The sequence below is a fragment of the Staphylococcus sp. HMSC072B07 genome (assembly GCF_001815505.1).
Lineage (GTDB): Bacteria > Bacillota > Bacilli > Staphylococcales > Staphylococcaceae > Staphylococcus > Staphylococcus simulans.
This window is the reverse complement of record NZ_KV820902.1, coordinates 128,228-140,261: the sequence shown is the minus strand read 5'-3', so window position 1 is coordinate 140,261 and position 12,034 is coordinate 128,228. Positions and strand designations below refer to the sequence as shown.

At 33.2% G+C, this 12,034-nt stretch carries 9 protein-coding genes; all 9 read right to left on the bottom strand.

Annotation, left to right across the window (positions count from 1 at the left end; all coding sequences use genetic code 11):
• Positions 1–131: 131 nt before the first annotated feature.
• Positions 132–1,487 (bottom strand): PTS ascorbate transporter subunit IIC, encoded by a 1,356-nt coding sequence (locus HMPREF3031_RS04180; protein WP_002480168.1) that lies wholly within the window; start codon positions 1,485–1,487, stop codon positions 132–134.
• A 20-nt stretch (positions 1,488–1,507) separates the two neighbouring features.
• The gene (locus tag HMPREF3031_RS04175; protein WP_002480169.1) at positions 1,508–1,792 is read right to left on the bottom strand and encodes a PTS sugar transporter subunit IIB; all 285 of its coding nucleotides are present in this window, start codon (positions 1,790–1,792) and stop codon (positions 1,508–1,510) included.
• A 1-nt stretch (position 1,793) separates the two neighbouring features.
• The gene (locus HMPREF3031_RS04170) at positions 1,794–2,237 is read right to left on the bottom strand and encodes a PTS sugar transporter subunit IIA (RefSeq protein ID WP_002480170.1); all 444 of its coding nucleotides are present in this window, start codon (positions 2,235–2,237) and stop codon (positions 1,794–1,796) included.
• Between the two features lie 3 nt (positions 2,238–2,240).
• Positions 2,241–4,181: a BglG family transcription antiterminator gene (locus HMPREF3031_RS04165; protein ID WP_002480171.1), complete on the bottom strand. Its 1,941-nt coding sequence runs from the start codon at positions 4,179–4,181 to the stop codon at positions 2,241–2,243.
• 145 nt (positions 4,182–4,326) lie between these two features.
• Complete coding sequence (locus HMPREF3031_RS04160) at positions 4,327–5,103, bottom strand: hypothetical protein (RefSeq protein ID WP_070724628.1); 777 nt, start codon at positions 5,101–5,103, stop codon at positions 4,327–4,329.
• 136 nt (positions 5,104–5,239) lie between these two features.
• Positions 5,240–6,487, bottom strand: a complete 1,248-nt coding sequence (locus HMPREF3031_RS04155) for a restriction endonuclease subunit S (RefSeq protein WP_002480173.1) — start codon at positions 6,485–6,487, stop codon at positions 5,240–5,242.
• The gene (locus tag HMPREF3031_RS04150) at positions 6,480–8,036 is read right to left on the bottom strand and encodes a type I restriction-modification system subunit M (RefSeq protein ID WP_002480174.1); all 1,557 of its coding nucleotides are present in this window, start codon (positions 8,034–8,036) and stop codon (positions 6,480–6,482) included. Before HMPREF3031_RS04150 ends, HMPREF3031_RS04155 begins: the two co-directional genes overlap by 8 nt.
• Positions 8,036–8,617, bottom strand: a complete 582-nt coding sequence (locus HMPREF3031_RS04145; protein WP_002480175.1) for a restriction endonuclease subunit S — start codon at positions 8,615–8,617, stop codon at positions 8,036–8,038. Before HMPREF3031_RS04145 ends, HMPREF3031_RS04150 begins: the two co-directional genes overlap by 1 nt.
• Positions 8,618–9,201: 584 nt before the next feature.
• Positions 9,202–12,006: a type I restriction endonuclease subunit R gene (locus HMPREF3031_RS04140; RefSeq protein ID WP_002480176.1), complete on the bottom strand. Its 2,805-nt coding sequence runs from the start codon at positions 12,004–12,006 to the stop codon at positions 9,202–9,204.
• Positions 12,007–12,034 lie beyond the last annotated feature (28 nt).

The following is a 12,034-nucleotide window of genomic DNA, read 5'->3' as shown; positions in this document are numbered from 1 at the left end:
ATAATAATATTAAATATATCTTGTTTGTCATTTTTTATTCTTTCTTTTTCCGTTTTCTAAGGGCTCTCTATTTATTATTAAATATAAAGAACCAGCTACTCTACTCTGAATAGCTGGTTCTTAAAATTATGTTATTTGCTTTCCGCTTTTTTATTTGCTCTACCTTGTAAGATAAATGCTGCAGCACCAATGACTACAATCGCAATGATAGCGCCAATTAGCCCTAAGAATTTAACGATATTACCAAAGACAATACCTACAACTAAGAAGTCTGTATCTGAGAATGTTGTTGCAGCTACGCCTAAATCTCCTAGGAACGGTAAGAACAGTAATGGTAAGAATGTGATTAATAAACCATTAATGACTGCCCCTGCAACTGCACCTTTAATACCACCTCGTGCGTTACCGAATACACCTGCTGTAGCACCTAAGAAGAAGTGAGGAACTACACCTGGTAAGATAACTACACCACCAATTAGGAACATGATGAACATACCTAATACACCAGTGATGAAACTTACGAAGAACCCAATTAATACTGCGTTTTGTGCATATGGGAAGACAATCGGACAGTCTAAAGCTGGTTTAGAGTTCGGTACCAATTTCTCTGAAATTCCTTTGAATGCAGGTACAATTTCAGCCAAGATTAAACGTACACCAGTTAAGATGATGAATACACCTGCTGCGAATGTTACACCTTGGATTAATGAGAATACAATAAAGCTTTGACCATCACTGATTTCACTATGTACATAACCAGGTCCCGCAAACAGACAAGCGATAATGTACAATGCAATCATTGTTAATGAAATACTGATAGTACTTTCACGTAAGAAACTTAACCCTTTAGGGAATTTAATATCTTCCGTTGATTTAGATTTACCACTAAACAATTTACCTACAGCACCTGCTGCCCAGTAACTAATAGAACCAAAGTGTCCTAATGCGACTTGATCATTACCTGTAATCTTACGCATTGTCGGTTGAAGCAATGCTGGGAAGACTGCCATAATTAAACCTAAAATGATAGCCCCAATAATTACTGTTAATGAACCTTTAATATGACCTACTGTAAGTAAGATTGCTAAGAATGCTGCCATATAGAATGTATGGTGACCTGTTAAGAAAATGTATTTCAAGTTAGTGAAACGTGCAATTAAGATGTTCACTAACATACCACATACCATGATTAATGCAGCTGTTGTACCATAGTCTTTTAATGCTAATGAAATAATCGCTTCGTTATTTGGTACGACCCCTTGTACACCAAAAGCATGTTGGAAAATCTTACCGAATGGTTCTAATGATTTTACTACAACATCTGCACCAGCACTTAAGATTAAGAAACCTAAAATTGTCTTAATTGTACCTGTAGTAATTTGTGAAGCGGATTTCTTTTGAACAATTAAACCTACCAGTGCAATAAGCGCAACAAGAATTGCAGGTTGACTGAGTATATCGACAATAAAATCTAAGATCGCTTGCATGGCTTATCCCTCCCCTTCAATTAGATAAGGTTATCTTCTTTTAATTTAGCTTCTAATTTTTCTTGTAATTCATCTTTATCAAGAATGTTATCCAGTACTAACACGTTACCTAAACGTTCTGCGTTTTCTTCTAAGTCACGGCCGCAGATAAATAAGTCAGCCATATCAGGGCTAGCTGTCATAATGTCACTGTGTTCAACTTCAATATCTGATGGTGCATTAATATTTCTTAACGCCTCTTGTGCGTTCATTTCTACCATGAAACTACTACCTAATCCGTGTCCGCATACTACTAAAATTTTCATCTTAATCATTCTCCTTTATAATTTCGATAATTTCGTCGCTATTTTTTGATGCTAATAATTGATTTACAACTTCTTTATTACCTAAGAGACCTGCTAAACTTTGTAAGACATTTAAGTGTGATGTATTATCTGTCGCACTTAATACAAAGATTAATGAGGCGTAGTGACTATCTTCAGCAAAATTGATAGATTCATTTAACTTCAGTAGGCTTAAACCTACTTTATTCACATTATCTTCTGGTCTCGCATGCGCAATCGCAATCTCTGGCGCAATCACAATGTAAGGTCCAAATTCTTTAACGCTGTCAATCATCGCGTCTATATAGCCTGTCTCGATGTAATCTTGTTCTAACAAAGGTTGTGCTGCTTCAGTAATAGCTTGAGACCAGTCTGGAACTTGGTCTTGCACTTTGATTTTATCTTTAGTCAAAATGTCGAGTGCCACGTGTTACTCCCCTTTCATACTCACTTGGTTAATATATTCATTTATTTCACTTACGTTTCCTTTTAGAAATGCTGCTTGAGAATCTTTGTTCATCAGTAATTCACTAAGTTGTCCTAATGCTTTTAAATGAACCTTAGGTGATTTCGTCGCTAAGGTAATAACTACATGCACTGGGTCATGATTTGGATTTCCAAATGTAATACCATGCTTAAAGTAGGTCAGCGCAAACCCTGCACCTTGTATCACTTGTTCTGTACTCGCATGTATCAATGCGATATGTGGACTAATCACCATGTATGAACCGAATTTTTCAAACTGCATTTTAATTTCTTTCGCATATGCTGGCTTTACAATGTCGTCTTCAACAAGTGATTGAACTGAGACATCAATCGCTTGTGATTTGTTTAATGACTCATTATTTATTGAAATACGATGCTTTGGTAGTAAAGCACGTAAGTCGTCACCCATCTCGTTCATCATCGCTATGCGTTGTTCTCTTGCTTGATTAATCATGTGATTCAGTTTATCTCGTGAATTTTTGTTTAGGAATGGATCCACGTGGATGACTGGAATGCTGTCGATATTAAAAGAAACTGTAGAGATGATGTAATCTACTTTTTCGTTTAATAGTTGTTGTTCGTTAATTTGATAAACTGAGTACGCATCTGCGATGTCTAGTTCTGGATAAGTATTGGCGAGTTTACTTTTGAGTAGCTGGGAGGTGCCGATACCTGAACCGCATAGTAGAACGACTTTAATTTTGTTGTTGTCGTGTGTTGAGACGCGCTCAATGCTAGATGCGAAGTGAATCGCGATGAAGGCGAGTTCGTCTTGGGAGAAGGTGATGTGAAGCGCTTCTTCCAAGATATCGATATGATTTTCTATCGCTTCTACAATATTTGGATAGCGTTGATATATTTCGTCTTTTAATGGATTCTTTTGAGTCATATCAAACTTCAAACGATGTATTGCTGGCTTCATATGGATCATTAAGTTGTTGAGTAGCTTATGATCGTTTGTTAAATCGATACATAATATGATGCTGACTTGTTTAATTAACTCTGTGACCCACGTTTGTAATTCAGAATTATTTCCTGGGTTATCATCATCTGAAACTTTTGAACCTAATAAATGTAATGTAATAAAAATGGCTTCTGATTTTGGAAACTCGATTTCAAATTCTTCTTCTAAGTTCTCTTTCATCTTTGTAGCAATTTCATATTGAGATGTTTGAGACAATCGTTTAACTTCATCTTCTGGAATATCAAAAGAGAAGTCTTCCTTTAAACGTTGCAAGGCAATTAACACATGATAGATCAGACCGTCGGTCGCTGATTGTACTAAGTGATAATGTTCATTCTTCAAAGTATCTACTACAGTTTGTCTCACTCTCATGAGTTCATCTTCAGAAAACAATCCAGAACGTGCAAAAGGAACAGCATTACGAAAATAAGCACGAACCTGATGCGCATATGCTTTACGGTAATCTTCTTCATGTCCCTGAATGTTAAAACCTTTATTCTTAATGTAGTTTAACTCCAAGTGGTAAGCATTTAACCATTCTTGAACGACCTTTAAGTCTTCAACGATTGTTCTTCTAGAAACATTAACCATTTCAGCCAATGTATTAGAAGAAATCGGTGTTTCAGACTCAAATAATTTCAAAGTAATATTTAAAACACGTTCTTCTTTTGTATAATGCACACATAATGTATGAGAAGCATCATCCAACAAATAATTATCTAATGCTTCAACCTTCACACCTGATGATTTATTACGATACACACGATAATTAAAACGATTTGCATGATCTTCAATACCTTCCAAATCATATTGGATAGTACGTTGAGATACATCAAACCGTTCAGCTAACTCCACAATCGTTTTATACTCATCTTCTTCAATCAGAAGACGCAACATATTCATTTGTCTATTACTCAACAAGTTAATAGCCTCCCTATATCTTTATTGTAAGCGATTTCTTAACTGTATAGATGTGCAATCTATTGCATGGAAAAATCCGAAAAATTGCACAGCAAAAAACGCTGAAATATATTCAGCGTTTATTAAATCGATACTCCTAAAAATGTCACTCATACTTTTCTTTTTCGTTCAATTGCTTAATAGTACTTATAATATGGAGCTTGTTGTGATACCTTACCACATTAATATTTTTAGCATTAATGACCATGATAACAATGAAAAAGCTAGTCAATAAAGATGGTAATAATTCCTTGATAAATTGTAAAAAAGAAGCATCTTTTAAATAGTATACAATTACGAACAATACTATAAATATAAATTTATTATACCATTTAAATTTAACTTTTCTATTATTCTTAACGTTTCTATTCAAATAATAAGCATAATATTTTAATCTATCTCCTTCTTTCAAATGAATGATTGAATGTTCTACTTTATTAAATTCTAATTCTTCCTTTTTACTATTTTTTAAAACATCCGAATTAACACTCGAATTGAAAGTAGAGTACTCTTCATAAACTTCCTTGAGGCCTTGTACTTTTATATATCCTTTATTTTCCTTAAGTAATCTATAATAGTTGTTATCTAAGTTTACAATCTTGAAGCTTTTATTTTTACACAATATATATATAAATTCGGAAAAATATATTCCAAGTGCAATTATCATCGTAACCGTTACAATATGTATTTGAGATAGCATATATAGAAGAGGTAAGTACAGTGCTAGCTTAAAAACAGATTCTGACAATATGTTATTAAAGTTATCTATTGAATTTCTATTTGCTATAAAATAATTATATACACTTGCTATAACCGCAAAAATTACAGGCAAAAGAAACTTCAACATCTCCAAAAATAATTTATTATCTTGAAGATAGGCCAATTAATTTCACACACCTTTGTTATAGAAATTCATTAAAGGTTCATTTTACATTCTGAATACAAAATATTTTACAAAAGTATATTTTTATCACATTATAGAATTTATTATTATTTACCATTAAGCTTTTTCTTAACAGTTATAAATAGATTTGTTGTAAAAGTGATTTTTTCATATCTTGCATCCGCTGTGTTTTTTGGAGATTTTTCAAAATAATTCCATCTATTTTTTCAAAAAAACTACCTATTTTCACTTGTTCTTCAGTGCTTGGGACTGTTATTAATCCTGTTTCTAAATCTTTCTTAGACAAGTTACCTATTGATCCATTTCCACCTTGAACTTTAGTAATAATTCGTTGATACTCTGTTGTATACATCCATGTTTGTATAAATTTAGTGTTTTCTGCCTTCAAAGTATACATAAATCCACCAGCTACACTGTTATTACTCAACTTATTGATTAATGCATGTTTTCCAACTAATCTCGGGCTACCGTTAGCTGCTGTTATTAATATGTCTCCATTATTTACAAATGGTATTTTCACTATTTTGTCATCAACAAAAACATCATCATGGTGCATGTAAAATTTATTGTTAATTATGTTGGAGGATCTTAAAACTCTTACTCCATTACATCGAACATCTGATGGTTTATAAGTTAAACCTCTTGTTATTTTTGCAATTTCTCCTAATCTTTTCTCTTCCCACTCAGGATATTCATTCCCATTTTCATCTTTAAATCGTAATTCTTGAGAGAAAATCTTTTGCATATAACCCTTCTTCTGTTCTTCTAACAATGCTAATTTCTTTTCTTCCAGTTCAATTTGTCGATCTAGTTTGCTAAAGAAATCACCAATTCTTTTTTGTTCATTATATGAAGGGAAAACAATTTTAAAACTTTCAATATCTTTTTTTGTGATATTGGGGTCTTTTCTACTACTTGCAGCATATCGTCTCCATTTATTTACATTATGATTGAAGTAATATTGAAAGAAATATGAGTTGTGTTTTTGTTTTATATCCAATAAAGCTGATATAGCTTGATTAATTGTTGACTCAAATGTTAATAAACCCGTTCTTCCTATTTGATTAAAACCCCCATACATTGCAATTAAAATTGTGTTTTTAGGTAATACTTTTAAGTTCAACTCGTTGAGAGCCATTTTAGAAATTCGTTCTGAAACTGCATTTATCTCAGAATTGTTTAAATCCATAGTCTTAATCCACGGTATACCGTTGTCATCAAAATATTCTCTTTTTGAACGCAATGGTGTTGAACCAGATACAACTTTAAATTCTTCCTTTACTTTCTTTTCCTCCCACTCTCCACTAAACTCAGGAAAGCGTAGTTCAGGAACATTTGGTTTGTGTTGGTTTTGCTTACTCATGTTTATACACTCCCAATTCTTTTAAGTAGCCGTTGATTTCTTCTTCGAGTTGGGCTATTTCTTTATCGATGTCTGCGATATCTTTTTGGACTTGATCTAAGTCTACAGGTTCTTCTTCTTCGAATGTATCAACGTAACGTGGAATGTTTAGGTTATAGTCGTTTTCTTCGATTTCTTCAAGGGTAGCTTTGTGACTGAATTTATCTATTTCTTCTCTATTTCTGTATGTGTCTACAATTTTATCTACATCTTTATCTGAAAGATGATTTTGGTTTTTACCTTTTTCAAATGATTGAGATGCGTCAATGAATAAGACATCATCATCTGATTGACGACATTTTTTGAAAACTAAGATCGCTGTTGGAATACTTGTACCGAAGAATAAGTTCGCTGGTAAACCAATAACTGCGTCTAAATAGTTTTTCTCTTCAATTAAGTAACGACGAATCGTACCTTCAGCTGCACCACGGAATAACACACCATGCGGTAAGACAACAGCCATTGTACCTTTATCATCTAAGTGATAAATCATATGTTGAATAAACGCAAAATCCGCCTTAGATTTAGGTGCTAATTTACCATAGCTACTGAAACGCTCATCATCTAAGAACTTTTTATCCGCACTCCATTTAGCACTATATGGCGGGTTAGCCACAACCGCTTCAAACTTCTCTTCATTCGCAGCTGGATTTTCCAATGTATCTCCGTTTTCAATTTGGAAACGTGTATAGTTCACATCATGGAGTAACATGTTCATTCGTGCTAAGTTGAACGTCGTACTATTGAACTCTTGTCCATAATAATTACGCACATTAGCTTCGCGTCCAACACGTAATAATAATGAACCGGATCCACATGTTGGGTCATATACACTACGTAAGTCAGTCTTACCAGTTGTGACTATCTTAGCTAAAATCTTAGACACTTGTTGTGGCGTATAGAACTCTCCTGCTTTCTTACCTGCAGTCGCTGCAAATTGTCCTATTAAGTATTCATATGCATCACCTAACATATCGATTTCAATGTCATCATGCATAAATGGTAATTCCGCAATATTTTTTACTACTTTTGCGATTAAATCTGATTTTTCTTTAAATGTTCTTCCTAGTCTTGAAGATCTTAAATCCATGTCATCAAATAAGTTAATAAAATCATCATGACTATCTTCACCTTGGGTAGACTTCTCTACTTCTTGAATTGCTTCAGCTAGTTTGTCTAATTCAAATTGATTATTACGTGCATCTTTCACAAACTTACTAAATAAGAATTCAGGTTTCACAAAGAAACCAATACGGTCTGTTAAAGCGTCTTTAAGCACTTCACGATATTCATCGTTTTCCCATGCCTCTTCGTATGTAATATCATCTTCTCTAAGCAAGATATCTACTTGTTCTTCAGTTTTTTCAGATAAGAAGCGATAGAAGATTAAACCAAGGATATAATTTCTGAATTCACTCGCATCCATATTACCGCGTAAGTCATTCGCAATATCCCATAGTTTCTTTTGTAATTCAGCTGTTTGTTGACGTTGTTTTTCAGTCGTTGACATTAATGATTCCCCCTGAGTAATGTTTCTTTTAAATAACTATCCATTAGCTTTTCACGTTTTTGTTTTAAATATTTAAGTCGTCTTCTTTTTTCTGCAATGTCACCTATTAATTTTTGTCTTTTGTAAGGTGGTAAAGTGATTTTCATTTGTTGAAGTTGTTTAGCAGTAATTTTCTTAACTAAACTTCCGCCTTGTCTAAACAGATTCAGTTGTTTTAATGATTCCGGTGATTCGTTAAACCAATAAACAAAATACGCTGGATAAATCTTATTTCTATCTATCTCTATCTGCGTATAGTTATAAGGTAAGAGCGCACCTGAATGCTTGTGACTGATTAACACACATTCAGCATTCATCATATTAACTACAATCTGATTTTTATAGACATAGGTCGCATTATTATCTTCTTTCAAATATAAGGTTGTAGGTTGGTGTGATTCTGAAAGATAGTATCCTAAGTCATCATTCATCATACTTTGATCATAAACAATGCGACAGATACCTTCTGCCTTACCAACTGTCTTTAATCGGTTTAATAATGAACCGCTTCGATAATCCTCTATAAAATTAATGATATCCACCTCACTATTATGTATTTTTTCATTACTACATTAAATATAGCTCATTTATCTCGTATAGTAAAGCTGAAATACAAACGTTTGTTCTCATTATACCCTAAAATGTCTATTCTTTAAAATCGTCATAGCTTTTTACAATTCACCTAAGTTTTAACTGATTTTCTTTTTATATGCTACATTTATATTAATAATATTTTCTAATTTGAGTGTGTGAAGTTCTACTTGCTTTTATTACATCATGAAAGGTCGTGTGCATTTGAAAGCTATTGTGTGGATTATCAATATACTGAATTATCTTCTTTTAATCGGTTTGATTAGCATTTCTGTTTTTACTGATCATGTTTCAGAATGGGCCCAAATATTATTACATTATTTCTCACATTTACTTTAGCTTTGTTAGCTGCTTCGCTTGTGTTAAGTGTTCGTTTTAATAGAGATGATAGAATTAATAATTATTTTTATGTGAGTACTTTTTTAAACTTGTTTAACCTTTTTATTATCTATCCGGCACTTGCTATCTTTCTCTTTTAATACATTTTTATTACATGAAAAAGCAGACCTCTTATTGTCAGGTCTGCTTTTGATATCTAGCTTATGCTTGTAAATTTATTGACTGTGTTTTTGATAAATGTAGCGATTTGGTTCACTGTTTTGTTTCGTAATAACAAACTGCCTTTTGTTTCTTTATCTATTTCTGATTTATTGATTTGTCCGCTATATTCGTATTCATTGATGAAGCGCTCTAACAGTTTAGCGGAGAACGCTTTAGCAACTGCGAATGATTTAATTTCTTCTCTTTTTTTACGTTCTTCAAAACGATAGTACATTTCTCTGATATCTGCGTCTACGCTTAATGTTGGGATGATATCATCTAAGAATTCACGAATTAAGTCAGATTTTAATCTTAAGTGTTCATCATCTGCTTTATCGAGTAACTTGCGTATTTCATCTGTATCTTCTTGTTGTGCTTTTTTATCTTTCAAGTTAATACGTGCAAGCAAGTCTAAAATGTAATCCACATTGATAACATCATTACGCATCAATTCAATTGAGAAATCGATATCTTCTAAAATAGACGCTTTTTCCCCAGCATTTTCTTCTCTTTGTTGTTTTCGTAGTTGTACTTGTCGATAGATTTCTTTATATTGACCGAGATAATCCTCATATTCCTGATGATCAATACCGATTTCATCTAACGTAAACTCGAATTCTGGGAATGGTTTAATTTTGACTAATAGGAATGTTAAGTCTCTAAATGCTTTAACAAATTTTTCTTTGTCTTCATCACGTTCTAATTGTTGAATCGTTTCCGCTAGCGGCGCTATATCATAAACTGCAGCTAACGCTTTTTGGAAACGTTGTAATAACACGTGATAAGGCGGGCTTAACACTACATCTGTATTATCTGTTTTAGAGAATATTTCTATTGCTTTATCAGTGTTCGCTTTCAAGTTACGATAGCATACGATATTCCCATATGGCTTTGTTTCTTTTTCAACACGGTTAGTTCTTGAGAATGCTTGAATTAAGCCATGGTGATATAAGTTTCTATCTACGTATAATGTATTTAATAACTTACTGTCAAAACCAGTTAAGAAGATATTAACCACAATTAAGATATCTATCTTTTCACCTGGAATCACTTTCTTCATACGTTTAGAAACATCTGAGAAATAACCTGCATAGTTATAGGTATCAAAGTTAGTATCGAACTTTTGGTTATAATCTTTCATGACATATTCTAATTCGTCACGCACATAAACATGGTCTTCTTTTTCTTTCGTGTCCTCATTTGGATCAGAACTTGTGAAAATAGATGATACTTTCAGGTTGTGTTCTCCCGCTTCTTCTTTCTCTTTAAATACACGGAAATATTCCATTGCTCTTTCGATACTATCTACTGTGAAGATTGATGTGTATTTACCATCGTATGTTTTCTTTTTATAGTTTTCGATAATATCATCTACTATGATTTCATGACGCTCTTTATAGCCATAATATTCTGGTCTATCAATATCTTTAACTTCTCCATCATTCATATGCTTTTTAAGATGCGCAACTTTAACATAGTCTACTGAGAAGCCCAGTACGTTATTATCTCTAATAGCATCTTTAATTAAGTAATGATGTAAGCAACGACCAAAGATATCAGCTGTACTGCGGCCATCTTGGCTTTTATTTACTTCAAAGCGTGGTGTACCTGTAAAACCAAAGTATTGTGCATTTTTAAAGTGTTTCTTTACATCACCATGCATACTCCCGAATTGCGAACGATGACATTCATCAATAATAAAGATGACTTTATCTGTCTCATAACGATCCATTACTTTATTACCAGAGTTAACAGCCTTAGCCATTTTCTGCATTGTCGTTACAATGAGTTTATTTTCGTCTGAGCCGAGTTGTTTTAATAAGGTTCTCGTATTTTCTGTCGTATCTACGGATCCCTTATCGAATTTATTAAATTCTGATATGGTTTGACTGTCTAAATCTTGACGGTCAACTAAGAAAATCACTTTTTTGATATCATCTTTTTCAGCAAGCAACTGACTGACTTTAAATGATGTCAGTGTTTTACCACTTCCGGTTGTATGCCAAATATAACCATTATTATTTGTTTCAGTTGCTTGGTTTAAAATTTCTTCCACGGCATAAACTTGATATGGCCGCAAGGCCATCAAGATACCTTCAGTTTGATTGATAACCATATAGCGACTGATCATTTTAGCAATTTGACATGGTTCTAAGAAATCATCAATGAAATCACGTAAGTGTGTAATACGCTCATTTTCTTTATCTGTCCAATAGAACATATGACTCTTCAATAATTGCTTATCACTATTCGCAAGATAGCGTGTCTGTAATTTATTACTGATAACCAATATTTGTATGTACTTAAATAAGCCCGTATAGTTATAGCGTTGATAACGCTCAACTTGGTTAAAGGCTTCAGTAATTGCAACACCGCTTCGCTTCAATTCAATTTGAACCAATGGTAAACCGTTAATTAGAATCGTCACATCATAACGGCTTTTATGTTTATCTTTAACAGTGACTTGGTTGGTCACTTGAAACTTATTTTGACACCATTTTTCTTTATTGAAGAACTCCAAATAAGCGATAGTACTGTCGTCTCTGACTAATTCATATTTATCTCGTAATTTCATCGCACTATCAAATACCGATTTATCCGAAATATCTACCATTAATCGTTTAAACTCTGTATCTGATAACGGTTCGCCCATTAACCGATCAGCATTACGTTCATTCAGAATCTGGCGAAAGTTATTTTCTAACTGTTCTGTATTATGAATCTTTACACGTTCATAACCTAAGTTGTTAAGTTGCTGCATTACTTCTTCTTCTAAAGCATGTTCACTCTGGTATGACATAGTCTCCCTCCACTCTATCCAACATTTA

Coding starts and splice junctions, on each gene's coding strand:
- HMPREF3031_RS04175 (WP_002480169.1), bottom strand. CDS start 1,792: ATGAAAATTTTAGTAGTATGCGGACACGGATTAGGTAGTAGTTTCATG.
- HMPREF3031_RS04180 (WP_002480168.1), bottom strand. CDS start 1,487: ATGCAAGCGATCTTAGATTTTATTGTCGATATACTCAGTCAACCTGCA.
- HMPREF3031_RS04140 (WP_002480176.1), bottom strand. CDS start 12,006: ATGTCATACCAGAGTGAACATGCTTTAGAAGAAGAAGTAATGCAGCAA.
- HMPREF3031_RS04150 (WP_002480174.1), bottom strand. CDS start 8,036: ATGTCAACGACTGAAAAACAACGTCAACAAACAGCTGAATTACAAAAG.
- HMPREF3031_RS04155 (WP_002480173.1), bottom strand. CDS start 6,487: ATGAGTAAGCAAAACCAACACAAACCAAATGTTCCTGAACTACGCTTT.